Source organism: Pseudomonas sp. ICMP22404 (genome assembly GCF_006227205.1).
Taxonomy (GTDB): Bacteria; Pseudomonadota; Gammaproteobacteria; order Pseudomonadales; family Pseudomonadaceae; genus Aquipseudomonas.
This window is the reverse complement of sequence record NZ_VCNG01000007.1, coordinates 62,908-86,378: the sequence shown is the minus strand read 5'-3', so window position 1 is coordinate 86,378 and position 23,471 is coordinate 62,908. Positions and strand designations below refer to the sequence as shown.

22 protein-coding genes are annotated in these 23,471 nt (G+C 61.4%); 13 read left to right on the top strand and 9 right to left on the bottom strand.

What is annotated here, in order from left to right; genetic code table 11:
- The 5 genes from folE to FGE05_RS14105 all read left to right on the top strand — a co-directional run bounded on the left by folE (position 1) and on the right by FGE05_RS14105 (position 3,185).
- The gene (folE, locus tag FGE05_RS14125; RefSeq protein WP_139645823.1) at positions 1-561 is read left to right on the top strand and encodes a GTP cyclohydrolase I FolE; all 561 of its coding nucleotides are present in this window, start codon (positions 1-3) and stop codon (positions 559-561) included.
- Positions 562-942 carry a dihydroneopterin triphosphate 2'-epimerase gene (gene folX, locus FGE05_RS14120; RefSeq protein ID WP_139645821.1) on the top strand — a complete coding sequence of 127 codons (381 nt, stop codon included), beginning with the start codon at positions 562-564 and terminating at the stop codon, positions 940-942. It abuts the gene before it with no gap.
- A 93-nt stretch (positions 943-1,035) separates the two neighbouring features.
- Entirely contained in the window at positions 1,036-1,332 is a 297-nt protein-coding gene (locus FGE05_RS14115) for a DUF1244 domain-containing protein (RefSeq protein WP_047699585.1), read from the top strand.
- Entirely contained in the window at positions 1,325-1,663 is a 339-nt protein-coding gene (locus FGE05_RS14110; RefSeq protein ID WP_175385511.1) for a HopJ type III effector protein, read from the top strand. Before FGE05_RS14115 ends, FGE05_RS14110 begins: the two co-directional genes overlap by 8 nt.
- 271 nt (positions 1,664-1,934) lie before the next feature.
- Positions 1,935-3,185 carry an aspartate aminotransferase family protein gene (locus FGE05_RS14105; RefSeq protein WP_139645817.1) on the top strand — a complete coding sequence of 417 codons (1,251 nt, stop codon included), beginning with the start codon at positions 1,935-1,937 and terminating at the stop codon, positions 3,183-3,185.
- 134 nt (positions 3,186-3,319) lie between these two features.
- On the opposite strand, the gene trxB is transcribed toward FGE05_RS14105, so the two are convergent.
- The gene (gene trxB / locus FGE05_RS14100) at positions 3,320-4,282 is read right to left on the bottom strand and encodes a thioredoxin-disulfide reductase (protein ID WP_003205459.1); all 963 of its coding nucleotides are present in this window, start codon (positions 4,280-4,282) and stop codon (positions 3,320-3,322) included.
- Between the two features lie 308 nt (positions 4,283-4,590).
- Between trxB and cysZ the strand changes: the two genes are divergently transcribed.
- Together cysZ and FGE05_RS14090 are read left to right on the top strand one after the other, a co-directional pair.
- On the top strand, positions 4,591-5,346 hold the full coding sequence (cysZ, locus tag FGE05_RS14095; protein WP_139645815.1) for a sulfate transporter CysZ: 756 nt from the start codon (positions 4,591-4,593) through the stop codon (positions 5,344-5,346).
- Positions 5,347-5,386: 40 nt separating this feature from the next.
- Positions 5,387-6,583, top strand: coding sequence for a glycosyltransferase family 1 protein (locus tag FGE05_RS14090; RefSeq protein WP_139645813.1), 1,197 nt, complete (start codon positions 5,387-5,389; stop codon positions 6,581-6,583).
- Positions 6,584-6,699: 116 nt separating this feature from the next.
- Here FGE05_RS14090 and FGE05_RS14085 read toward each other — a convergent pair whose 3' ends face one another.
- The 3 genes from FGE05_RS14085 to FGE05_RS14075 form a co-directional block, all read right to left on the bottom strand.
- Positions 6,700-7,803 (bottom strand): NADH:flavin oxidoreductase, encoded by a 1,104-nt coding sequence (locus FGE05_RS14085; RefSeq protein ID WP_139645811.1) that lies wholly within the window; start codon positions 7,801-7,803, stop codon positions 6,700-6,702.
- A gap of 246 nt (positions 7,804-8,049) precedes the next feature.
- Complete coding sequence (locus tag FGE05_RS14080) at positions 8,050-8,532, bottom strand: glutathione peroxidase (protein WP_024777508.1); 483 nt, start codon at positions 8,530-8,532, stop codon at positions 8,050-8,052.
- Between the two features lie 103 nt (positions 8,533-8,635).
- Complete coding sequence (locus FGE05_RS14075; RefSeq protein ID WP_024777507.1) at positions 8,636-9,121, bottom strand: peptidylprolyl isomerase; 486 nt, start codon at positions 9,119-9,121, stop codon at positions 8,636-8,638.
- On the opposite strand from FGE05_RS14075, the gene FGE05_RS14070 reads away from it, so the two are divergent.
- The 3 genes from FGE05_RS14070 to FGE05_RS14060 are packed head-to-tail and all read left to right on the top strand — an operon-like array spanning position 9,090 to position 12,497.
- Positions 9,090-9,428: a DUF3565 domain-containing protein gene (locus FGE05_RS14070; protein ID WP_139645809.1), complete on the top strand. Its 339-nt coding sequence runs from the start codon at positions 9,090-9,092 to the stop codon at positions 9,426-9,428. The two genes, FGE05_RS14075 and FGE05_RS14070, sit on opposite strands and share 32 nt — an antisense overlap.
- A 60-nt stretch (positions 9,429-9,488) precedes the next feature.
- Positions 9,489-11,588 (top strand): phosphate acetyltransferase, encoded by a 2,100-nt coding sequence (gene pta, locus FGE05_RS14065; RefSeq protein WP_139645807.1) that lies wholly within the window; start codon positions 9,489-9,491, stop codon positions 11,586-11,588.
- Positions 11,589-12,497 (top strand): acyltransferase, encoded by a 909-nt coding sequence (locus FGE05_RS14060; RefSeq protein ID WP_139645805.1) that lies wholly within the window; start codon positions 11,589-11,591, stop codon positions 12,495-12,497. It begins immediately after the preceding gene.
- A gap of 175 nt (positions 12,498-12,672) precedes the next feature.
- Here the strand turns inward: FGE05_RS14060 and cysN are convergent, their stop codons facing one another.
- From cysN to FGE05_RS14045, 3 genes are all read right to left on the bottom strand, one after another.
- Positions 12,673-14,571, bottom strand: a complete 1,899-nt coding sequence (cysN, locus tag FGE05_RS14055; RefSeq protein WP_139645803.1) for a sulfate adenylyltransferase subunit CysN — start codon at positions 14,569-14,571, stop codon at positions 12,673-12,675.
- 9 nt (positions 14,572-14,580) lie between these two features.
- The gene (gene cysD / locus FGE05_RS14050; protein ID WP_024777503.1) at positions 14,581-15,498 is read right to left on the bottom strand and encodes a sulfate adenylyltransferase subunit CysD; all 918 of its coding nucleotides are present in this window, start codon (positions 15,496-15,498) and stop codon (positions 14,581-14,583) included.
- 249 nt (positions 15,499-15,747) lie between these two features.
- Positions 15,748-16,506 carry a Nif3-like dinuclear metal center hexameric protein gene (locus tag FGE05_RS14045; RefSeq protein ID WP_139645801.1) on the bottom strand — a complete coding sequence of 253 codons (759 nt, stop codon included), beginning with the start codon at positions 16,504-16,506 and terminating at the stop codon, positions 15,748-15,750.
- Positions 16,507-16,610: 104 nt separating this feature from the next.
- Here FGE05_RS14045 and algW point away from each other — a divergent pair, with 104 nt between their 5' ends.
- The 3 genes from algW to FGE05_RS14030 all read left to right on the top strand — a co-directional run bounded on the left by algW (position 16,611) and on the right by FGE05_RS14030 (position 20,760).
- Positions 16,611-17,771, top strand: a complete 1,161-nt coding sequence (gene algW / locus FGE05_RS14040) for a Do family serine endopeptidase AlgW (protein WP_139645799.1) — start codon at positions 16,611-16,613, stop codon at positions 17,769-17,771.
- A 148-nt stretch (positions 17,772-17,919) separates the two neighbouring features.
- Positions 17,920-20,025 carry a TonB-dependent siderophore receptor gene (locus tag FGE05_RS14035; RefSeq protein ID WP_139645797.1) on the top strand — a complete coding sequence of 702 codons (2,106 nt, stop codon included), beginning with the start codon at positions 17,920-17,922 and terminating at the stop codon, positions 20,023-20,025.
- Between the two features lie 15 nt (positions 20,026-20,040).
- Positions 20,041-20,760 carry a DUF4198 domain-containing protein gene (locus FGE05_RS14030; protein ID WP_139645795.1) on the top strand — a complete coding sequence of 240 codons (720 nt, stop codon included), beginning with the start codon at positions 20,041-20,043 and terminating at the stop codon, positions 20,758-20,760.
- Positions 20,761-21,011: 251 nt separating this feature from the next.
- On the opposite strand, the gene hisC is transcribed toward FGE05_RS14030, so the two are convergent.
- The gene (hisC, locus tag FGE05_RS14025; RefSeq protein WP_139645794.1) at positions 21,012-22,064 is read right to left on the bottom strand and encodes a histidinol-phosphate transaminase; all 1,053 of its coding nucleotides are present in this window, start codon (positions 22,062-22,064) and stop codon (positions 21,012-21,014) included.
- A gap of 1 nt (position 22,065) precedes the next feature.
- Positions 22,066-23,403 carry a histidinol dehydrogenase gene (gene hisD, locus FGE05_RS14020; protein WP_139645792.1) on the bottom strand — a complete coding sequence of 446 codons (1,338 nt, stop codon included), beginning with the start codon at positions 23,401-23,403 and terminating at the stop codon, positions 22,066-22,068.
- Positions 23,404-23,471 lie beyond the last annotated feature (68 nt).

The following is a 23,471-nucleotide window of genomic DNA, read 5'->3' as shown; positions in this document are numbered from 1 at the left end:
ATGGCGTTATCCCTGCCCCAGAATTACCGCGAGATCCTCATCGGCCTGGGTGAAGATCCGGACCGCGAAGGCCTGTTGGACACACCGGTTCGTGCCGCCAAGGCCATGCAGTACCTTTGCCACGGCTACGAGCAAAGCGTCGAGCAGATCGTCAATGGCGCCCTGTTCGACTCGGACAGCGACGAGATGGTGATCGTCGCCGACATCGAACTCTATTCCCTGTGCGAGCATCACCTACTGCCCTTCATCGGCAAGGCCCATGTGGCTTATATTCCAACAGGCAAGGTCCTCGGGCTGTCGAAGATCGCGCGGCTGGTGGACATGTTCGCCCGCCGCCTGCAGATCCAGGAGAACCTCACCCGGCAAATCGCCGCCGCGGTGCAACAGGTTACCCAGGCCGCCGGTGTCGCGGTGGTCATCGAGGCCCAGCACATGTGCATGATGATGCGCGGTGTCGAAAAACAGAACTCGACCATGAACACTTCAGTGATGCTCGGGGCTTTTCGCGAGTCCAGCACCACTCGCCAGGAGTTCCTGCAATTGATTCGACGGAGCAAGTAAATGCCACAACTTCAGCCAGCCATGGCGCGCATCCGGGTCAAGGACCTGCGCCTGCGCACTTTCATCGGGATCAACGAGGATGAAATCCTCAACAAACAGGATGTCCTGATCAACCTGACCATCCTCTACCCGGCACAGGAAGCGGTACGCGACAACGACATCGATCATGCGCTGAACTACCGCACCATCACCAAAGCGATCATCGCCCACGTGGAAGGCAATCGCTTCGCTCTGCTGGAACGCCTGACCCAAGAGCTGCTGGACCTGGTCATGAGCAACGAGTCGGTGCAATACGCCGAAGTCGAAGTCGACAAACCCCACGCCTTGCGTTTTGCCGAGTCGGTGTCGATCACTTTGGCGGCCAGCCGAGCGACTGCGTAGCCGCTACAGGCTTCAAGCTGTAAGCTTCAAGCCTGACCGCAATCCATTTGCAGCTTGAAGCTTGTCCCTTGAAGCTGTCTTGCAGAGACCGCCATGAACGACCAACAACGCCTCGAACTCGAAGCCGCCGCTTTCCGTCGGCTGGTTGCCCACCTGGACAGCCGCAAGGATGTGCAGAACATCGACCTGATGAACCTCGCCGGTTTCTGCCGCAACTGCCTGTCCAAGTGGTACAAGGCTGCTGCCGATGAACGCCAGATCGAGGTCAGCCTCGATGACGCCCGTGAAAGGGTCTATGGCATGCCGTACGCCGAATGGAAAGCCCAATACCAGCAAGAAGCCAGCGCCGAGCAACAAGCGGCGTTCGCCAAGGGAAAACCCGATGCCTGATCTGAAAACCCTGCGCACCCGCCTCCAGAGTGGCGAACACGCTTTCGCCGATACCCTGGCCTTCATTGCCGATGGCTACGACTACCAGCCCCAGGCTTTCATCAACGGCGGCGTGGAAAACGCGGCCGGACAGAACGAAGGCTCCTGCAAGACCCTCGGCCTGGCCTTGCTCGAAGGCTTGAGCGATGAAGAAGCGCTGCTGGCGTTCGGCGAACATTACCGCTCGGTGCTGAACACTCCCGACGGCAGCGACCACGGCAATATCCGTGCGCTGATGGTCCATGGCCTGGCGGGCGTGAAGTTCGCGGCCCAGCCCCTGCAACGCCGCTGATCCCCGCCTGTGGCGAGGGGATTTATCCCCGCTGGACTGCGAAGCAGGCCCTAACTGCCAACCCAGGCGTGTCAGGTTGATCGCGATTGGCGCCTGGGGCTGCTTCGCAGCCCAGCGGGGATAAATCCCCTCGCCACAGGCACTTCGTTTCCCTTGGCATTGGCACACATCCCGACTTTTAAGATTGACCCGGCAACTTTATTTCGTTTGCCGGCCCCCACTGCTCACGGCTTAGATAAAGGAAATCCTTTCTTCCTTCGAGCCGTCACCCATGAGCAGCGAAACCATCAGCCAATCGATCTCCATCGTGCACCCCGTCAGCCTCAGCCACGGCAAAAACGCCGAGGTCTGGGACACCGATGGCAAGCGCTATATCGACTTCGTGGGTGGCATAGGCGTGCTGAACCTCGGCCATTGCCATCCGCACGTCGTCGAGGCCATTCGCGAGCAGGCCACCCGGTTGACTCACTATGCCTTCAACGCCGCTCCCCACGCGCCCTATATCGAATTGATGAAGCGTCTGACAGCGTTTGTCCCAGTGGACTACCCCATCAGCGGCATGCTCACCAACAGCGGCGCGGAGGCTGCGGAAAACGCCCTGAAGATCGTCCGCGGGGCCACGGGCCGCACCGCCGTCATCGCCTTCGACGGCGGCTTCCACGGGCGCACCCTGGCCACTCTCAACCTCAATGGCAAAGTCGCACCCTACAAACAGAAAATCGGCGTACTGCCCGGCCCGGTCTATCACCTGCCCTATCCGAGCAAGGACAACGGCGTGACCTGCGCAGAAGCCTTGCAGGCCATGGAGCGGCTGTTCAGCGTGGAGATCGACGTCAACGATGTGGCCTGCTTCATCGTCGAACCGGTACAGGGCGAGGCGGGCTTCCTGGCGCTGGACATCCCTTTCGCCCAGGCCCTGCGACAGTTCTGCGACGACAAGGGCATCGTGCTGATCATCGATGAAATCCAGTCCGGCTTCGGGCGCACCGGCCAGCGTTTTGCCTTCTCGCGACTGGGCATCGAGCCCGACCTGATCCTGCTGGGCAAGAGTATTGCCGGCGGTGTCCCGCTGGGTGCGGTGGTGGGGCGCAAGGCTTTGCTGGACAACCTGCCCAAGGGTGGCTTGGGCGGCACCTATTCCGGCAACCCAATCGCCTGCGCCGCCGCATTGGCGACCCTGGAGGAAATGACCGACACGCACCTGCACGCCTGGGGCACGCAACAGGAAGAGACGATTGTCAGCCGCTACGAATCATGGCGCCGCCGGGGGCTGACGCCATTCCTGGGCCGCCTGACGGGTGTCGGCGCAATGCGCGGCATCGAACTGGCCCACGCCGACGGTACCCCGGCTGCGGCGCAGTTGACCCAGTTGCTGGCCCTGGCACGGGACGCGGGTCTACTGCTGATGCCCAGTGGCAAGTCGCGCCATATCATCCGCTTGCTGGCACCGTTGACGACCGAGCCGGCGGTGCTGGAGGAAGGTCTGGATATTCTCGAAGCGTGCCTGGCGAAGCTGAGCTGAACAGACCACACAAAACACTGTGGGAGCGAGCCTGCTCGCGAAAGCGGTGAGACAGTCAGCGTAATGTTGACTGATTTACCGCCTTCGCGAGCAGGCTCGCTCCCACAGGTGCTTCGCTTGCTCTCAGGCTGAAATCAGAACGAAGCGTTCTGCAAGCCGTCCAGGTAACGTTCGGTGTCCAGGGCCGCCATGCAGCCGGCGCCGGCCGAGGTGATGGCTTGGCGGTAGACGTGGTCGGCCACGTCACCTGCTGCGAAGATGCCTTCGACGCTGGTGGCGGTGGCGTTGCCGTCGCGGCCGCCCTTGACCACCAGGTAACCGTCCTTGAGTTCCAACTGGCCTTCGAACAACGAGGTGTTCGGCGTGTGGCCGATGGCGATGAAGACGCCGTCGACCTTGATTTCGTCAAAGCTGCCGTCGTTGTTTTTCAGGCGGGCACCAGTCACGCCCATGTTGTCACCCAGCACTTCGTCCAGGGTGGCATTGAGCTTGAGGATGATCTTGCCTTCGGCCACGCGAGCATTGAGCTTGTCGATCAGGATCTTCTCGGCGCGGAAGGTTTCGCGACGGTGGATCAGGGTGACCGTGCTGGCGATGTTCGCCAGGTACAAGGCTTCCTCGACAGCGGTATTGCCGCCACCGACCACGGCGACCGGCTTGTTGCGGTAGAAGAAACCGTCGCAGGTGGCGCAAGCGGAAACGCCCTTGCCCATGAAGGCCTCTTCCGACGGCAGGCCCAGGTAACGGGCGCTGGCACCGGTGGCGATGATCAGGGCGTCGCAGGTGTAGGTCGCGCTGTCGCCGGTCAGGGTGTAAGGCTTGGCGGCGAAATCCACGGCATTGATATGGTCGAAGACGATTTCGGTCTCGAAGCGCTCGGCGTGTTCTTTCATGCGCTCCATCAACGCCGGGCCGGTCAGGCCGTGGACATCGCCCGGCCAGTTGTCGACTTCGGTGGTGGTGGTCAGTTGACCGCCGGCCTGCATGCCGGTGATCAGCAGTGGCTTGAGGTTGGCACGAGCCGCGTAAACAGCGGCGCTGTAACCGGCAGGGCCGGAACCGAGAATAATGACCCGCGAATGACGAACTTCAGACATGACCTGCTCCAGTTGACCAGCCCCTTGGGGCCGGAGCGCCGGGTGAGCGGCGGGAATAAAAAGGACCGTTGACGCACTTGGGGAAGGCTTTGGTTCGACGGTCCTGAAAAAGAATGGGTGCAGCGTATCGAGGGAGCGAAGATTAAGGAAATACGGTTTAACAATCCAGCTCATAGGCGAGTTCTATATCGGGTAGAGCTTTCAATAGAGCCGCCCGTTCAATAAACCTGTTACACGCCATGTAGACGCTTTCCCGCGTCGGGCAAAGCCGGTAAGGTCGGCGCGTTCATCTTCTCTCGGAGCTTCCCATGCCCGCCCCCGTCCTGTCCGGCCCGCAATATCTGCAAGAAGGCCTCAAGCTGGTCTTGAGTCCGGGCCTGCGTTTGTTCGTATTGTTGCCGCTGGTGATCAACCTCGTATTGTTCGTCGGCCTGATCTACCTGGCCGGCCATCAATTCAGCCTGTGGGTCGACACATTGATGCCGTCGCTGCCGGACTGGCTGAGCTTCCTCAGCTATATCCTCTGGCCGCTGTTCGTGGTGCTGGTGGTGCTGATGGTGTTTTTTACCTTCACGATGCTCGCCAACATCATCGCCGCGCCGTTCAACGGCTTTCTTGCGGAGAAAGTCGAGGTGGTGGTCCGTGGCACCGATGACTTCCCACCCTTCAGTTGGGGTGAGTTGGTCGCCATGATCCCACGCACCCTGGCCCGGGAGGCACGCAAGCTCGGCTACTTCCTGCCCCGCGCCCTGGGGTTGTTCGTGCTGTCGTTCATTCCCGTGGTCAACCTCGTGGCCGCACCGCTGTGGTTGCTGTTCGGCGTGTGGATGATGGCGATCCAGTACATCGACTACCCGGCGGACAACCACAAGCTGGGCTGGAACGAAATGCTCGCCTGGCTGCGCCAGAAGCGCTGGCAGAGCCTCGGCTTTGGCGGCAGCGTGTACCTGGCGCTGCTGATTCCCGTGGTCAACATCCTGATGATGCCAGCGGCCGTGGCCGGAGCGACCCTGTTCTGGGTGCGCGAGCAAGGTGCCGAGACGGCGCTGGCCCGCCAAGGCTGAACCGGTCACAAATCCATCATCAAGGCGTCACACTGGCGAAATGGCCCCGGTCGACACTGGGGTCATGAGCACACACCTGCATATCACCCTCATCACTGAAACCTTCCCGCCGGAAATCAATGGCGTGGCCAATACCTTGGGCCGCTTGCACGAGGGCCTGCGTGCCCGAGGGCACCGGGTGGAGCTGGTGCGTCCGCGGCAGGCTACCGATCTACGCCAGGCCAGTGACGAGTTGCTGTTGTGCAGGGGCTGGCCGTTGCCAGGGTATCCGGGGTTGCAGTGGGGCCAGGTGTCCATGCACAAGCTGTTGCGGCGCTGGAAGCGTCAGCGGCCCGATGTGCTGTACATCGCCACCGAAGGGCCGCTGGGTTTATCGGCACTGCGGGCGGCGCGACGCCTGGGAATCTCGGTGGTCAGTGGCTTCCACACCAATTTCCAGCAATACACCCGGCAGTACGGCCTCGGGTTGCTGAGTCGCGTACTCACCCATTACCTGCGCTGGTTCCACAACCGCTCCAACCTGACCCTGGTGCCCAGTCTCAGCCAGCAACTGGAACTGGAGCGGCGGCATTTCGAGCGCGTTACGCTGTTGTCCCGCGGCGTGGACAGCCAGTTGTTCCATCCGGTCAAGCGCTCGGTCAGCCTGCGGGAAAGCTGGGGCCTGGGCGATGACGACATTGCCGTGGTCCACGTTGGGCGCCTGGCGCCGGAGAAGAACCTCGGCTTGCTCAAGCATTGTTTCAACAGGCTGTGCAGTGCGTTCCCCGAGCGGCGGATCAAGCTGGTGGTGATCGGCGACGGCCCGCAACGGTCCGCCTTGGAGCAGGAATTGCCCGAGGCGATTTTCTGCGGCACCCAGCGGGGCGAGACACTGGCCAGCCACTATGCCAGCGGGGATGTGTTCGTCTTTCCGAGCCTGACCGAAACCTTCGGCAACGTCGTGCTGGAAGCCCTGGCCTCCGGGCTGGGCGTAGTGGCCTATGACCAGGCCGCCGCGGCACAGCACATCCGTCATGGCTACAACGGCGTGCTGGCAATGCCAGGGGATGAGGAAGCGTTCTGCGATGCGGCCCGTTGGCTGCTGGAGGAGTCCGAAACGTTACGTTGCGTGAGGCTCAATGCCCGTCAGCATGCCAGTCGCCAGGGTTGGGCGTCAGTGATCGAGCAGTTCGAGGCGCAATTACGGGGGGCTTGCCAGGCCATATCGACACTGCCGCAGGCAGTGCCGCATCGCTGAAAGCGTCGCGGGCAAGCCTTGCTCCCACAGGGTCATCAGCAGCTCACAAGTGACCCGTCCGCTGAAGATCCAATGTGGGAGCAAGGCTTGTCCGCGATGGCGTCGGCGCAGGCGATTCAGACCAGCGTCATCAGTGCTTCACGGCTGAACGGCAGGATTTCCTGCTCGCGACCTTCACGCACTTTCTGGGCCCAGTCCGGATCCACCAGCAGCGCACGGCCTACCGCCACCAGGTCGAATTCGTCATTGTTCAGGCGCTCCAGCAGTTTCTCCAGGCTGGCCGGTTGCGCGACCTTGTCGGTATTGACCATGAACTGCAGGAACTCGCCATCCAGGCCAACGCTGCCGACGGTGATGGTCGGCTTGCCGGTCAGCTTGCGGGTCCAGCCGGCCAGGTTCAATTCGGAACCGTCGAACTCCGGCTCCCAGAAGCGACGTGTCGAGCAGTGGAAAATATCCACGCCAGCCTCGGACAGCGGCTTGAGGAATTCGCCCAGGGCTTCGGGGGTCTGCACCAGACGTGCCGTGTAGTCCTGCTGTTTCCATTGAGAGAAGCGGAAGATGATCGGGAATCCTTCGCCAACGGCGGCTCGCACGGCACGGATCAATTCGATGGCGAAACGCGAACGGTTGGCCAGGCTGCCGCCGTAGCCATCAGTGCGTTGGTTGCTGCCTTCCCAGAAAAACTGGTCCACCAGGTAACCATGGGCGCCATGGATCTCCACGCCATCCATGCCGATACTCTGGGCGTCTTTCGCTGCCTGGGCGAAGGCGGCGATGACATCGTCGATGTCTGCCTGGGTCATACCGTGGACCACCACCTGGCCGTCCTTGAGCTTCTCAGTCGGGCCATAACCCGGCACGCTGGCATCCGGTTCGGTCCCGGTGCGGCGCACACTGCCCACATGCCACAACTGTGGGACGATCTTGCCGCCTTCGGCATGCACTGCATCGACCACTTGCTTCCAACCGGCGAGCGCTGCATCGCCATAGAAGTGCGGCACGTTCGGATACCCGTTGGAAGCCTTGTGCCCGACCGTCGTGCCTTCGGTGATGATCAGGCCAACCCCGGCCGCTGCGCGGCGACGGTAATATTCGATGACCTTGGCATTCGGCACGCCGCCCGGTGAAAAGGAACGGGTCATCGGCGCCATCACGACCCGGGTCGGCAGCTCGAACGCACCGAGTTGGAAAGGTTTGAACAGGGCTTTTACAGGCATGGGACACTCCACGGGACAAGGTCGCAGTCGATATGACGACGATAATATGCAGCGTGGGGAGTGCTGGGTAGCACTATTGATTGGAGTGATAAAGGTTAAAAAGGGTGCGCAAAGGCAGCTGAATGTGGGAGCAACGCTTGCTCGCGAACCAGGCACCCGATTTCTGAAAGGTCCCATCACCTTCATCGCGGGCAAGCCTTGCTCCCACAGTACGCAAGCAAGCTCCCTCGCCACAACGGTGAAGGTTCAGCCCAGCGCTTTTTCAATCGCCTGGATCACCGCAGGGTCATCCGGTGCCGTGCGCGGCGAAAAGCGGGCCAACACGCGGCCGTCCTTGCCGAGCAGAAACTTCTCGAAGTTCCAGGTAATGTCCCCGGGGAACTCGGCGCCCTCGCCCGCCAGCAGGCGGTAGAGTTGATGCCGGTCATGACCGTTCACCTCCAGCTTGCTGGACAGCGGAAACGTCACGCCATAATTGTTGCTGCAGAACGCCTGGATTTCCTGCTCGGTACCGGGCTCTTGCCCGGCGAACTGATTGCAAGGCAGGCCCAGGATGCTGAAGCCCCTGGATTTGTACTGCTGATAGAGATTTTCCAGCGCAGCGTACTGAGGCGTCAGGCCACATTTGGAGGCAACGTTGACCACCAGCACGACTTGCCCCTTGAAAGGCGCCAGAGGAAGCTCCTGACCATCCAAGGCTTTCAGTTTAAGGTCGTGAAAAGCACTCATGACGAACTCCAAGTTTGCAGATCTTCGAAACAACCATGGCAGGTAACCGATTAAAAAAGGCGCCCATGGCGCCTTTCCGGTTCACTTCAGCGTAGCGCAGAAATCAGTGGTGATGACCACCTTCGCCATGGACGTGACCATGGGCAACTTCTTCCTGGCTGGCATCACGGATGTCGACAACCTTGACCTTGAAGTTCAGGCGTTGGCCGGCCAGAGGATGGTTGCCGTCCACAGTGACGTCATCGCCGTCCAGGTCGCGGATGGTGACGATCTGCATCTGGCCATCCGGCGCCGACGCGTGGAACTGCATGCCCACTTCCAGCTCATCCACGCCTTCGAACATGCTGCGGCTCAGGGTGCTGACCAGTTCGGCAGAGTACTCGCCATAGGCGTCTTCCGGTTCGACGGTCACGTTCAGCTCGTCACCGGTGGTTTTACCTTCCAGGGCTTTTTCCAGGCCCTGGATGATGTTGCCTGCGCCATGCAGGTAGACCAGCGGAGCGCCGCCGGCAGAGCTGTCGATGACCTCACCAGCGTCGTTGGTCAGGGTATAGTCGATGGAGACAGCCTTATTGGCGGCGATCAGCATGGGGCGAGACCTTTTGCATAAGAATGAAGAACGGACAAGTCTAAACAAGGATTTGCCCGAAAGCGAACGGAACCCTGACAAACGGGCTTGCTCACACAGACCGACGGTCACCGGCTTCCATCAGGACGAGGAGGGTCACTGGGTGGCCGAGCTGTCCTGCGGGCATACCCAGCACCTGCGCCACCAGCCCCCTTGGCAATCCCGGGCGTGGGTGCTGGATCCCACGCAACGTATTGAAAAAATAGGCCAGCCCTTTGATTGCGGCTGGTGTGCTCAGGCACCGGTTAGCGATAATCTTGGTGACTGAATGGATGGTAGACGGCTATACATAGGCCTCGCCTTTGCCATGCTCCCTTAGAGAATCCGCATGCAAACTTTTTTTATCGCGCCCACCGATTTTGGTGTGGGCCTGACCTCCATCAGCCTCGGGCTGGTGCGCACCCTTGAACGGGCCGGGCTGAAGGTCGGATTTTTCAAACCCATCGCCCAACCTCACCCCGGCGATACCGGCCCGGAACGCTCAACCGAACTGGTGGCCCGCACCCACGGCCTCAAGCCGCCTCAGCCGCTGGGCCTGGCTCACGTCGAGCGCATGCTCGGCGACGGCCAGCTCGATGAACTGCTGGAAGAAATCATTACGCTTTACCAGCAGGCGGCCATCGGCAAGGACGTACTGGTGGTCGAAGGCATGGTCCCGACCCGCAACGCCAGTTATGCCGCCCGGGTCAACCTGCACCTGGCCAAGAGCCTGGACGCCGAGGTGATCCTGGTGTCGGCGCCGGAAAACGAAGTGCTGACCGAGCTTTCCGGGCGGGTTGAGTTGCAGGCGCAATTGTTCGGCGGGCCGAAAGATCCGAAAGTCCTCGGCGTGATCCTCAACAAGGTCCGTACCGACGAAAGCATGGAAGCGTTTTCCGCCCGGCTCAAGGAGCACTCGCCCTTGCTGCGCAGCGGCGACTTCCGCCTGCTGGGATGCATCCCCTTCCGGCCCGAACTCAACGCCCCGCGTACCCGCGACGTGGCCGATTTGATGGGCGCCCAGGTGCTCAATGCCGGCGATTACGAAAGCCGGCGCATGAGCAACATCATCATTTGCGCCCGCACCATGCGCAACACTGTGGAACTGCTCAAGCCCGGTGTGCTGGTGGTGACCCCCGGCGATCGCGACGACATCATCCTGGCCGTGAGCCTGGCCGCCATCAACGGCGTACCGCTGGCCGGTCTGCTGCTGACCAGCGATACCCTTCCCGACCCACGCATCATGGAGCTGTGCCGTGGCGCCCTGCAGGCGGGCCTGCCGGTACTGTCGGTGAGCACGGGCTCCTATGACACCGCCAACCTGCTTAATGGGTTGAACAAGGAAATCCCGATCGACGACCGCGAACGTGCGGAGATCATCACCGATTTCGTCGCCAGCCACCTGGACGCCCAGTGGCTGCACCAGCGCTGCGGTACGCCGCGGGAGATGCGCCTGTCACCGGCGGTGTTCCGCTATCAATTGATCCAGCGCGCCCAGGCCGCCAACAAGCGCATTGTCCTGCCGGAAGGCAGCGAACCGCTGACGGTCCAGGCTGCCGCCATTTGCCAGGCCCGCGGCATCGCCCGCTGCGTACTGCTGGCCAAACCGGCCGACGTCGAGGCCGTGGCCCGGGCCCAGGGCATCGAACTGCCGCCAGGACTGGAGGTTCTCGACCCGGACTCGATCCGCGAGCGTTACGTCGAACCGATGGTGCGGTTGCGCAAGAGCAAAAGCCTGAATGCCCCGATGGCCGAGCAGCAACTGGAAGACACCGTGGTGATCGGCACGATGATGCTGGCGCTGGACGAAGTCGACGGTCTGGTGTCCGGCGTTGTCCACTCCACCGCCAACACCATCCGTCCGGCCCTGCAGTTGATCAAGACGGCGCCGGGCTGCTCCCTGGTGTCATCGGTGTTCTTCATGCTGTTTCCCGAGGAAGTGCTGGTCTACGGCGACTGCGTGATGAACCCGCACCCCAGCGCGGCGGAGCTGGCGGAGATTGCCCTGCAAAGCGCCGACTCGGCTGCCGCGTTCGGTATCACGCCGCGGGTGGCGATGCTCAGCTATTCCAGCGGTGAATCGGCCAGCGGAGAGGAAGTAGAGAAAGTCCGCGAAGCCACCCTGCTGGCCCACGAAGCGCAGCAAGGCTTGCTGATCGACGGCCCGCTGCAATACGACGCCGCCGCCAACGAAACCGTGGCACGACAACTGGCGCCCAACAGCCAGGTGGCCGGTCGGGCGACGGTGTTCATCTTCCCGGATCTGAACACCGGCAACACCACCCACAAGGCCGTCCAACGCAGTGCCGATTGCGTCAGCCTCGGGCCGATGCTCCAGGGCCTGCGCAAACCGGTGAACGACTTGCCCCGTGGCGCCCAGGTCGATGACATCGTGTACACCATCGCCCTCACCGCGATCCAAGCCGCCAACCGACCCATGGATATTTAAATGCTGGACTTCCTGCCTGCCCCGGCGCGAGGCGTCATCGCTTCGCTGCTGTTGGCGCTCAATACCATTGCCTGCTGTACGCCGCTGTTCATCGTGGCGATCCTCAAGCTTCTGCTGCCCTTTCCCGCCGCCCAACGCTTCACCGACTGGCTGATGAGCCACATCCATGAAGCCTGGATCAGCAACAACAATGCCTGGATGAACCTGCTGCGCCGCACCCGCTGGCACCTCAGCGGCCTGGAAGGTCTGGACTACCAACACTCGTACCTGATCACCAGCAACCACCAGAGTTGGGTCGACATCATGGTGTTGCAGTACGTGCTCAATCGCCGCGTCCGCCCGCTGAAGTTCTTTCTCAAGCAGGAGCTGATCTGGGTACCGGTGATCGGCCTGGCCTGGTGGGCGCTGGGGTTCCCGTTCATGAAGCGCTACTCCAAGGCCTATCTGGAAAAGTATCCGGAAAAAAGAGGCAAAGACCTGGAAACCACCCGCAAGACCTGCGCGAAGTTTCGCAACAACCCGGTGGGCATTTTCAATTTCGCCGAAGGCACACGCTTCACCGAGGGCAAGCATGCCCAGCAGCAGTCACCGTTTCGCTACCTGCTCAAGCCCAAGGCCGGCGGCATCGCGTTTGTGCTCGATGCCATGGGTGAACAGTTGGAATCGATTATCAACGTGACCATCCACTACCCTGGCGGTCGTCCGGGGTATTGGGACTTGCTGTGTGGCAAGGTTGATGAAGTGGTCGTGCACTTCCAGGAATTGACGATCCCGCCGCAATTCGTCGGGAAGAACTACGACCAGGACGGCGCCTATCGCCTGGAGTTCCAGGGCTGGATCAACCAGCTGTGGCAGGACAAAGATGCACTGCTGGAGCAGATGCATCGCGAGTACCCTACGCTCCACTGATCCCCTTGTGGGAGCGAGCCTGCTCGCGATAGCAGTGCATCAGCTTGCAAAGATGGAGACTGACCCACCGCCATCGCGAGCAGGCTCGCTCCCACAGTTGACCCTGTTGGATTCAGACAATGAAAAAGCCCGCCGATGATCGCTCATCGGCGGGCTTTTCGTTTGCCGCTTGCGCTTAGATCGCGCCGCGACTGCGCAGCAGATCCAGCACCTGCTTGACGCTCTCTTCCAGTGTCAGCGACTGGGTATCGATCACCAGATCGGCGTCCAGCGGCACGTCATACGGGAAGGACTCGCCCGGGATGTTGTCGCCAGCTGCGGCGTACAGCCCTTGCGGATCACGCTGGGCACACACCGCAGGCGAGGCCTGGACGTAGACCGTCAGCAAACGCTCCCTGCCGATCAGGTCCTTGGCCTGCTCACGCCCTTCGGCGCTCGGTGCAACGAATGCCGCCAGAGTCAGCAGACCGGCTTCGTTGAACTGACGGGCCACATGAGCCGCACGGCGCCAATTTTCGGTGCGCCCGGCACGGTCTTGCGGCAAGCCCTTGTTCAGGTCATGGCGCAGGTTCTGGCCATCGAGGACGAAGACCGCACGGCCCATGTCGAACAGCTTGCGCTCCACGGCGTAAGCCAGTGTGCTCTTGCCGGCGCCCGAAAGACCGCTGAACAGCACCGTTGCCGGCTGCTGGCCGAAGCGCTGGGTGCGCTCTTCCACCGATACATGGGCGAGCTTGCCGTGATGCGTGCTGCTACCGTGGGCCAGAGGCTGGGCGACGATCATGCCGGCGCCGACGGTGCCATTGGTCAGGCGATCGATGACGATGAATGCGCCGGTGGTGCGGTTGCTCTCGTAACCGTCGAGGGCGATCGGCGCATCCAGGGCAATCTTCACCTTGCCAATTTCGTTGAGCTGCAACGCACTGGCCGGACCCTCTTCGAGGGTGTTCACGTCGACCCGGTTGACGATGCTGGCAATGGAGCCTGGCACGTAGCTGGTCGCACGCTTGATGTCGTATTTCTTGCCCGGCAGCATCGGCTCCTCGGCCATCCACACCAGCATCGCTTCGAAGCTGTCGGTGACCGGCGGGACGTTGTCGGCATGCACCAACAGGTCGCCCCGGGAGATGTCGATCTCGTCTTCCATGGTCAGGGTCACGGCCTGGCCCGGGCCTGCCTGCTCCAGCTCACCTTCGAAGGTGACGATGGATTTGACGCGGCTGCTCTTGCCCGATGGCAACACCACCACTTCGTCGCCCTTGTGCACGATGCCGCTGGCCAGGGTGCCGGCGAAACCGCGGAAGTTCAGGTTCGGACGGTTGACGTACTGCACCGGGAAACGCAGGTCGGTGAAGTTGCGGTCGCCCGCCACTTCCACGGTCTCGAGAATTTCCATCAACGACTGGCCGGTGTACCACGGCGAGCGCTCGGACTTGTTCACCACGTTGTCGCCCTTGAGGGCGGACATAGGCACGAAGTGCATGCTCGACGGCTTCATCTTCAGGCCTTCGGCGAACTTCAGGTAGTCGGCCTTGATCGACTCGAACACGCCCTGATCGAAGTCCTTGAGGTCCATCTTGTTGATGGCCACGACGATGTGCTTGATGCCCAGCAACGAGGCAATGAAACTGTGGCGACGGGTCTGGGTCTGCACGCCGTAGCGGGCATCCACCAGGATGATCGCCAGGTCACAGGTGGAGGCACCAGTGGCCATGTTGCGGGTGTACTGCTCATGGCCGGGGGTGTCGGCGATGATGAACTTGCGCTTGGCGGTGGAGAAATAGCGGTACGCGACATCGATGGTGATGCCCTGCTCGCGCTCGGCCTGCAGGCCGTCGACCAGCAACGCCAGGTCGATGTCGTCACCGGTGGTGCCGACTTTCTTCGAATCGCGGGTAATGGCTTCCAGGTGATCCTCGTAGATCATCTTGGAGTCGTGCAGCAGGCGCCCGATCAGGGTGCTCTTGCCGTCGTCGACGTTACCGCAGGTCAAAAAGCGCAGCAGCTCCTTACGCTCGTGCTGGCCCAGGTAGGCGAGGATGTCCTCGCTGATCAAATCAGATTGATGCGACATGACAGCCTCTTAGAAATAACCTTGACGTTTTTTATCTTCCATCGAGCCTGCGCCATCGTGGTCGATGACCCGGCCCTGGCGCTCGGAAGTTCGCGTCAGGAGCATTTCCTGGATGATGTCCGTCAGGCTTTCGGCCTCGGACTCCACCGCGCCCGTCAACGGGTAGCAGCCAAGGGTACGGAAACGCACTTTCTTCTTGACGATGCGGGCCTTCTCTTCCTCGGACAGGTGCTCGAGGATGCGCTCGTCGTCGATCATGATCAGCGTGCCGTTCTTCTCGATCACTTCGCGCTCGGCGGCGAAGTACAACGGCACGATTGGAATGCCTTCGAGGTAGATGTACTGCCAGATGTCCAGCTCGGTCCAGTTCGACAACGGGAAGACCCGGATCGACTCGCCCTTGTTGACCTTGCCGTTGTAGACGTTCCACAGTTCCGGGCGCTGGTTTTTCGGGTCCCAGCGGTGCTTGCTGTCGCGGAACGAGTAGACGCGTTCCTTGGCACGGGACTTCTCTTCATCGCGGCGGGCACCGCCGAACGCTGCGTCGAAACCATGCTTGTCCAGGGCCTGCTTCAGGCCTTCGGTCTTCATGATGTCGGTGTGCTTGGCACTGCCGTGGGTGAAGGGGTTGATGCCCTGCGCTACGCCATCCGGGTTCACGTGAGTGATCAGGTCCAAGCCCATTTCCTCGACCATGCGATCGCGGAACTTGTACATTTCCTGGAATTTCCAGCGCGTGTCGACATGCATCACCGGAAACGGCAGCTTGCCGGGGAAGAACGCCTTGCGCGCCAGGTGCAGCATCACGGCGGAGTCTTTACCGATGGAGTACAGCATCACCGGGTTGTCGAACTCGGCGGCCACCTCGCGGATGATGTGGATGCTTTCCGCCTCCAGCTGTTTCAGATGCGTCAGTTTGTCGACCATGGCTACTCACGAAAACTTTCTTATGAACGGCCAGCGGGCCGTGTTCGAGCGAAGAATCCTAGCACAGCGACCTCTTCTAATCAGGGCGCCAACTAGATCGAAACAGCATATGGATATGCCTGGTGGTTCGGGCTTCACAACGCCCTCTGTGGGAGCGAGCCTGCTCGCGATAGCGGTGGATCAGTCGACACTCGGCTGGCTGACGGATCGCATCGCGAGCAGGCTCGCTCCCACAGGGATCCAATTGCATCAAATCGGATTCGGGCAATCGATGAAGATGTGCTCCAGGGCAAAGCGTCGCGCCAGATAATCGCCCAGCGCCTGTACACCATAGCGTTCGGTCGCATGATGGCCGGCGGCAATGAAGCTGATGCCGTTTTCCCGGGCGCTGTGGTAGGTCTGTTCCGATGCTTCGCCGCTGAGGTACAAGTCGACCCCGGCCGCCACCGCCTGGTCGATATAACCCTGGCCCCCCCCGGTGCACCAGCCGACCCGGCGGATCATCTGCTCGCCTTCGATCAGCAACGGCTCACGGCCCATGACTTCCTGGACCTTGCGGGCGAAGTCCCGAGGCGTCATCGGTTCGGACAAGGAGCCGACCAGGCCGACGATCTTGGGGTTTTCCGGGTCCAGCGGTCCTTCGACGGTGATGTCCAACTGGCGGGCCAGTTGCACGTTATTGCCGACCTCAGGGTGCAGGTCCAGCGGCAGATGGTAAGCCAGCAGGCTGATATCGTGCTTGAGCAGGGTTTTCAGGCGACGCTGCTTCATGCCGGTGATGCAAGGGCTCTCGCCCTTCCAGAAGTAACCGTGGTGCACCAGCACCAGGTCGGCATCGGCCTCCACGGCGGCGTCGAGCAACGCCTGGCTGGCGGTCACGCCGCTGACGATGCGCATCACCTGGGGTGCACCTTCGACCTGCAGTCCGTTGGGGCAGTAATCGGCAATCCGGCTGCTTGCCAGGTAACGGTCCGCTTCTTCAACCAGGGTGCTCAGGGCTACGGCCATGAAAAGACTCCTAAATATCCCGTTCCGAGGCGCGCGCGGCCTCGTATAATGCGCGACATTATGGGCGGTCTCATTCCGCCTGCAACTCTTGTAGGACGTGATAGATGCTCAAGGCGCTGCGTTTTTCCGGCTGGCCGCTGTTGGTCGGCGTGCTCGTCGCACTACTGATTATCCAGCGTTACCCCGAATGGGTTGGCCTGCCGAGCCTCGATGTCAATCTGCAGCAGGCGCCGCAGAGCAAGGCACTGTTGCAAGGGCCCGTCTCCTACGCCGATGCCGTGACCATCGCCGCACCGGCCGTGGTCAACCTGTACACCACCAAAGTCATCAACAAACCCAGTCATCCCTTGTTCGAGGACCCGCAATTCCGGCGCTTCTTCGGCGACAACTCGCCCAAGCAGAAACGCATGGAGTCGAGCCTGGGGTCGGGCGTGATCATGAGCCCGGAAGGCTACCTGCTGACCAACAACCACGTCACCAGCGGTGCCGACCAGATCGTGGTAGCCCTGAAGGATGGCCGCGAAACCCTGGCCCGGGTGATCGGCAGCGACCCGGAAACCGACCTCGCGGTACTGAAGATCGACCTCAAGAATCTGCCGGCGATTACCATCGGCCGCTCCGACAGCATCCGCATCGGTGACGTCGCCCTCGCCATCGGCAACCCCTTCGGCGTCGGCCAGACCGTGACCATGGGCATCATCAGTGCCACCGGGCGAAACCAGTTGGGTTTGAACAACTACGAAGACTTCATCCAGACCGATGCCGCGATCAACCCCGGCAACTCCGGCGGCGCACTGGTGGATGCCAATGGCAACCTCACCGGGATCAACACGGCGATCTTCTCCAAGTCCGGCGGCAGCCAGGGCATCGGTTTCGCCATCCCGGTGAAACTGGCGATGGAAGTGATGAAGTCCATCATCGAACATGGCCAGGTGATTCGTGGCTGGCTGGGCATCGAAGTGCAGCCACTGACCCAGGAGCTGGCAGAGTCCTTCGGTTTGTCCGGACGGCCTGGCATCGTGGTGGCGGGGATTTTCCGCGATGGCCCGGCCCAGAAGGCCGGCCTGCAGTTGGGTGATGTGATCCTGAGCATCGACGGCGAACCGGCCGGCGATGGCCGTCGCTCGATGAACCAGGTCGCGCGTATCAAACCCACCGACAAAGTCACCATCCAGGTGATGCGCAACGGCAAGGAGCTCAAGCTCACCGCCGAAATCGGCCTGCGCCCACCGCCCGCGCCTGTAGCGGTCAAGGAAGAGCAGTAACCGACACAGTTCCCTTTTGTGGCGAGGGGATAAATCCCCTCGCCACAAGAGCCTGACTGTCTGAAAATTTAATGAGAAGCCACAGATAGCATAAATTCTCATTAGTAGTGTTATATTGTTTCAATTGCGCAAATTGGAACAACATAACATGTCATCTCTAAAGCGGATTTCCCTCGCCAGCCTGGCCTTGGGTCTGCTGGGCGACCCGGCCTTTGCCGAGGAAACCCAGCCCCTGGAACTGGAGGCCACCAGCGTTACGGCCGACTACGAATCCCCCACCGGGCCGGTGAAGGGCTATCGCGCTTCCCGCTCCGCCAGCGCGACCAAAACCGACACGGCCCTGCGAGACATCCCTCAGGCGATCAGCGTAATCCCGGCTGATGTCCTCAAAGATCTGGGCAGCACCCGCGTCGAACGAGCGCTGGAGTTTGCCGGCGGCGTATCGAAGCAGAACAATTTCGGCGGCCTGACGCTCTACGAATACAGCGTGCGCGGCTTCACGACGTCGGAGTTCTACAAAGACGGCTTCAGCGCGAACCGCGGCTACCCAAGCACGCCGGACACCGCCAACATCGAACGCATCGAAGTATTGAAGGGGCCAGCGGCCAGCCTCTATGGACGCGGCGATCCAGGGGGCACGGTCAACATCGTCACCAAGAAACCCCAGCCCGAAGCTTTCACCACCCTGCAAACCAGTGCCGGCAGCTGGGATCGCTACCGCACCGCGCTGGACGTCAATACACCACTGGACGCCGAAGGCACCCTGCTGTCGAGGGTAAACCTGGCGGTGGAAGACAATCACAGCTTTCGCGATCACGTCGACAGCCAGCGGGTATTCGTGGCGCCTTCCATCAGCTGGCAACTGAGTCCCGACACACGCCTGCTGGTGGAGAGTGAAATCGTGCGACACAGCTCGACATTCGATCGGGGCATAGTCGCGCCAAACAATCGCTGGAGCGGCATGTCCCGCTCGACCTTCCTGGGCGAACCCAACGACGGTGACATCGACAACCACAACAACATGCTCCAGGTCGCCCTTGAGCATCAGCTCAACGATACCTGGCAACTGCGCCTGGCCAGTCATTACAAGCAAGGCGAACTCTGGGGCTTCGCCTCCGAAGCGCGTCCGCTGAATACCGACAGCCATACCGTCAACCGCCGTTACCGCGAACGCGACAACGATTGGCATGACAGCATCACTCAACTGGAACTGCGCGGCCTGTTCGACTGGGGGCCATGGCAGCACGAACTGCTGATCGGCAGTGAATACGAGGACTATCGCAAGAACGAGCGCGTCACCACCCTCAACGGCGGCGCCTATCCCATCGACATCTATCAGCCCATCTACGGCCAGCCCAAACCCGACGGGCTGCGCACCGGCACGGATTTCTTCGAGCATGTCCAAAGCCGTGCATTGAATCTCCAGGACCAGATCGTCTTCACCGAAAAGCTGCGGGGCATGTTCGGTGTGCGCTACGAGCATTTCGAGCAGCGTATCGATGATCACACTACCCAGCTCATCAACCGCCAACGCCACGATGCCCTGACGCAACGGGCTGGCCTGCTGTACCAACTGACGCCTGAAGTCGGACTGTTCGCCAACGGCTCCACCTCGTTCAAGCCCAACAACGGCCTGGACGCTGGCGGCAAGACCTTCGACCCGGAGGAAGGCGTCGGCTATGAAGCCGGGATCAAGAGCGAGCTGTTCGACCATCGCCTGAGCACCACCCTGGCGGCGTTCCATATAGAGAAGGAAAACGTCCTGGCGCTGGACCCTGACACCAACACCAACCGCGCCATGGGCAAGGCCCGCAGCCAGGGGATCGATCTGCAGATCAGCGGTCAGTTGTCCGACGCCATCCGCGTGATCGGGGCCTTTGCCTACATCGATGCAGAAGTGACCGAAGGTGACAAAGAGATCCCCACCGGCAGCCGGATCCTGGGCGTTGCCAAGCGTAGCGGCAGCCTGCTGGGTGTCTATGAATTCCAGGACGGGCACCTGCGCGGCTCGGATGTCGGCGCGGCGTTCACTTACGTAGGGGACCGTTCGGGCGAAGCCGGCAAGGACTTCGAGCTGCCGGCTTACCACACCGTGGATCTGCTGGCTCATTACAAGGCCAGTGAGAACGTCACCGTGGGCCTGAACCTGAACAACGTCTTCGATGAGAAATACTACGAACGCTCCTACAGCAACTACTGGGTCAATCCCGGCGAGCCGCGCAACTTCACCGTCAGCCTCACCCTCGATCTATAAAAAAGGAAAATCGGCATGAAATCCTCCAAGACACTCGCCCTTCTCGGTCTGTTCCTGGCGACACAAGCCTCGGCCCACGGTTTGTGGACCGAACAACGGCGCGGCAACATTGAGGTGATCTACGGCCACGGCGCCGAGGACAACGCGTTCAAGGCACAGAAAATCAGCGGCGCCTGGGCCTATGACCTGGGCGGCAAGATGATCCCCGTCACCGTGCAACGCCTGCCCGACCATGCTCGCCTGCAACCGCTCAAGCCACCAGCCGTGCTCGCGGTGGCGCTGGACAACGGCATGTGGTCCCAGACCGCCGACAAGAAGTGGATCAACGAAGGCCGCAGCAAAGTACCCGGCGCGATCGAGTCGACCCACACCTTCAAATACAGTCTGGCGATCTATGAGCCCGGAGCGAAGCTGCCAAAGCTTGAGCCGATCAAGTTCGTGATCCTGCCGGACGTCGACCCGCTGACCGTAGGTCCCGGCCAATCATTGCCGGTACGGGTCCTGCTGGATGGCAAGCCCGCGGCCGGGGTAAAACTGGTGGGCGATTACCGCAGCGCGCCGAACACCGTCTCCACTGAAACCGATGCCGACGGTCGGGCCCAGGTGTTGGTGCGCAATGAAGGCTTGAACGTCATCGCCGCGCAAATGGAAATACCGCTCAAGGATGACAAGGACGTGGCCACCCGTGGTGTGTTTACCTCGCTGACATTCCTTGGCGAGCCGCATCACGAATAAAGCATCTGAATACACAGAACACACCTGTGGGAGCGAGCTTGCTCGCGATAGCGTAGTGTCAGTCGATAGTCATTTTGAATGTCAGACCGCATTCGCGGGCAAGCCCGCTCCCACAGGGGCCCGCGATACCACTGTGGGAGCAAGGCTTGCCCGCGATAGCGCCGAATCAGTCGACATTTGAGTCACTGCCCCACCGCCATCGCGGGCAAGCTTGCTCCCACAGAGGATTTCCTACAGTTCAGCGCAGAGCTTTAGAGTTCGCCCAGGGCGTCGATCAGCGCCTGGTTCTGCTCCGGTGTGCCAATGCTGATCCGCAGGAACTGGGCAATCCGCTCCTGTTTGAAGTGCCGCACGATCACGCCCTGTTCTCGCAGCTTCGCCGCCAACCCCGCCGCATCATGCCGGGGGTGACGGGCGAAGATGAAGTTGGCCGCCGAAGGCAACACTTCAAAACCCTTGGCCTCCAGTTGCGCCACCACCCACTCGCGGTGCTCGATGACCAACCGGCAGGTTTTCTGGAAATACTCGCGGTCGTCGAACGCCGCCGCGCCGCCCACGTTTGCCAGGCGATCCAGGGGGTAGGAGTTGAAGCTGTTCTTGATCCGCTCCAGTGCTTCGATCAGGTCCGGATGGCCCACCGCCAAACCCACTCGCAACCCCGCCAGCGAGCGGGACTTGGACAAGGTCTGGGTGACCAGCAGATTAGGATAGCGGTCCACCAGGCTGATGGCCGTCTCGCCACCGAAGTCGATATAGGCTTCATCGACCACCACCACCGAATCCGGGCTGGCCTTGAGCATTTGCTCCACCGCGTCCAGCGCCAGCAGGCAGCCGGTCGGAGCGTTCGGGTTGGGGAAAATGATCCCGCCGTTCGGCTTGGCATAGTCCGCCGGATCGATCCTGAACTGCTCGTCCAGCGGTACCGCATCGAACGGGATGCCGTACAACCCGCAATACACCGGATAGAAGCTGTAGCTGATATCCGGGAACAGGATCGGCTGGTCGTGTTGCAACAGGCCGTGAAAAATGTGCGCCAGCACTTCATCCGAACCGTTACCGAGGAACACTTGGTTGGCCTGCACGCCGTAGTAGCCGGCCACGGCGCTCTTGAGCAGATCGCTGTTGGGGTCCGGGTACAGACGCAGATTGTCATTGAGCTCGGTCTGCATCGCAGCAAGAGCCTTGGGCGATGGGCCGTAGGGGTTCTCGTTGGTGTTGAGCTTGACCAGGCGGGTCAGCTTCGGTTGTTCGCCCGGCACATAGGGCACTAGGTTCTTGACGAACGGGCTCCAGAATTTACTCATTTCAATTTCCCTGCCCGTCAATGGAGGACTCATCAAGAATTCGATACTCGGCGCTGCGCGCGTGGGCGCTCAGCGACTCGCCACGAGCCAGCACCGAAGCCGTCTTGCCCAGTTCGGATGCACCCTGCTCGGAGCAGAAGATGATCGACGAACGTTTCTGGAAGTCATACACCCCCAGCGGCGACGAGAAACGCGCGGTGCCGGAAGTCGGCAACACGTGGTTGGGTCCTGCACAGTAGTCACCCAGGGCCTCGCTGGTGTGTCGGCCCATGAAGATCGCACCGGCATGACGGATCTGCGGCAACCAGGCCTGCGGATCGGCGACCGACAACTCCAGGTGTTCCGGCGCGATGCGGTTCGCGACCTCGATCGCCTGTTCCATGTCATCGACCTTGATCAGTGCCCCACGGCCATTGATCGAGGTGTTGATGATTTCGGCACGGTCCATGGTCGGCAACAGCTTGTCGATACTGGCCGCGACCTTGTCGAGGAAGTCGGCATCCGGGCTGACCAGGATCGCCTGAGCGTCTTCGTCGTGCTCGGCCTGGGAAAACAGGTCCATGGCAATCCAGTCCGGATCGGTCTGGCCGTCGCACACCACGAGGATTTCCGAAGGGCCGGCGATCATGTCGATACCGACCTGGCCGAACACGTGGCGCTTGGCGGTGGCGACATAGATGTTGCCCGGCCCGACCACCTTGTCGACCCTCGGCACGCTTTCGGTGCCATAGGCCAATGCAGCCACGGCCTGGGCACCGCCGATGGTGAACACCCGGTCCACCCCAGCGATGCAGGCAGCGGCCAGCACCAGTTCGTTGATTTCACCCCGGGGGGTTGGCACGACCATGACCACTTCGGTCACGCCAGCAACCTTGGCCGGGATGGCATTCATCAGCACCGAGGAGGGATAGGACGCCTTGCCGCCCGGCACGTACAGGCCGGCGCGGTCCAGCGGCGTTACCTTCTGGCCCAGCACCGTGCCGTCGGCTTCGGTGTAGCTCCAGGAGTCCTGTTTCTGTTTTTCGTGATAGCTGCGCACCCGGGAGGCGGCTTTTTCCAGGGCTTCGCGCTGGGGCACGGTGATCCGGGTCAGGGCCAGCTCCAGGCGCTCGCGTGGCAGGATCAGGTCGGCCATGGACGCCGCTTGCAGGCCATCGAATTTCTGGGTGAATTCCACCAGGGCTGCATCGCCACGCTCGCGCACGGCCTTGATAATGTCCAGCACCCGCTGATTGACCGAGTCGTCAGACACACTTTCCCAGCTCAGCAGATGATCCAGATGATGCGCGAAATCCGGATCGGCAGCGTTGAGTCGGCGAATCGAGGTGGGAGCGGTCATAGCGAGGGCCTCATTAATGGCAAATGCTCAGGCGCCCTAAGCTACCAGTCCATTCGCGTGGGCACCTG

What these genes read in the sequence shown, in the direction of transcription:
- folE (WP_139645823.1), top strand. Translation starts at nt 1, where the DNA reads ATGGCGTTATCCCTGCCCCAGAATTACCGCGAGATCCTCATCGGCCTG.
- folX (WP_139645821.1), top strand. Translation starts at nt 562, where the DNA reads ATGCCACAACTTCAGCCAGCCATGGCGCGCATCCGGGTCAAGGACCTG.
- FGE05_RS14115 (WP_047699585.1), top strand. Translation starts at nt 1,036, where the DNA reads ATGAACGACCAACAACGCCTCGAACTCGAAGCCGCCGCTTTCCGTCGG.
- FGE05_RS14110 (WP_175385511.1), top strand. Translation starts at nt 1,325, where the DNA reads ATGCCTGATCTGAAAACCCTGCGCACCCGCCTCCAGAGTGGCGAACAC.
- FGE05_RS14105 (WP_139645817.1), top strand. Translation starts at nt 1,935, where the DNA reads ATGAGCAGCGAAACCATCAGCCAATCGATCTCCATCGTGCACCCCGTC.
- trxB (WP_003205459.1), bottom strand. Translation starts at nt 4,282, where the DNA reads ATGTCTGAAGTTCGTCATTCGCGGGTCATTATTCTCGGTTCCGGCCCT.
- cysZ (WP_139645815.1), top strand. Translation starts at nt 4,591, where the DNA reads ATGCCCGCCCCCGTCCTGTCCGGCCCGCAATATCTGCAAGAAGGCCTC.
- FGE05_RS14090 (WP_139645813.1), top strand. Translation starts at nt 5,387, where the DNA reads ATGGCCCCGGTCGACACTGGGGTCATGAGCACACACCTGCATATCACC.
- FGE05_RS14085 (WP_139645811.1), bottom strand. Translation starts at nt 7,803, where the DNA reads ATGCCTGTAAAAGCCCTGTTCAAACCTTTCCAACTCGGTGCGTTCGAG.
- FGE05_RS14080 (WP_024777508.1), bottom strand. Translation starts at nt 8,532, where the DNA reads ATGAGTGCTTTTCACGACCTTAAACTGAAAGCCTTGGATGGTCAGGAG.
- FGE05_RS14070 (WP_139645809.1), top strand. Translation starts at nt 9,090, where the DNA reads ATGGAGACAGCCTTATTGGCGGCGATCAGCATGGGGCGAGACCTTTTG.
- FGE05_RS14075 (WP_024777507.1), bottom strand. Translation starts at nt 9,121, where the DNA reads ATGCTGATCGCCGCCAATAAGGCTGTCTCCATCGACTATACCCTGACC.
- pta (WP_139645807.1), top strand. Translation starts at nt 9,489, where the DNA reads ATGCAAACTTTTTTTATCGCGCCCACCGATTTTGGTGTGGGCCTGACC.
- FGE05_RS14060 (WP_139645805.1), top strand. Translation starts at nt 11,589, where the DNA reads ATGCTGGACTTCCTGCCTGCCCCGGCGCGAGGCGTCATCGCTTCGCTG.
- cysN (WP_139645803.1), bottom strand. Translation starts at nt 14,571, where the DNA reads ATGTCGCATCAATCTGATTTGATCAGCGAGGACATCCTCGCCTACCTG.
- cysD (WP_024777503.1), bottom strand. Translation starts at nt 15,498, where the DNA reads ATGGTCGACAAACTGACGCATCTGAAACAGCTGGAGGCGGAAAGCATC.
- FGE05_RS14045 (WP_139645801.1), bottom strand. Translation starts at nt 16,506, where the DNA reads ATGGCCGTAGCCCTGAGCACCCTGGTTGAAGAAGCGGACCGTTACCTG.
- algW (WP_139645799.1), top strand. Translation starts at nt 16,611, where the DNA reads ATGCTCAAGGCGCTGCGTTTTTCCGGCTGGCCGCTGTTGGTCGGCGTG.
- FGE05_RS14035 (WP_139645797.1), top strand. Translation starts at nt 17,920, where the DNA reads ATGTCATCTCTAAAGCGGATTTCCCTCGCCAGCCTGGCCTTGGGTCTG.
- FGE05_RS14030 (WP_139645795.1), top strand. Translation starts at nt 20,041, where the DNA reads ATGAAATCCTCCAAGACACTCGCCCTTCTCGGTCTGTTCCTGGCGACA.
- hisC (WP_139645794.1), bottom strand. Translation starts at nt 22,064, where the DNA reads ATGAGTAAATTCTGGAGCCCGTTCGTCAAGAACCTAGTGCCCTATGTG.
- hisD (WP_139645792.1), bottom strand. Translation starts at nt 23,403, where the DNA reads ATGACCGCTCCCACCTCGATTCGCCGACTCAACGCTGCCGATCCGGAT.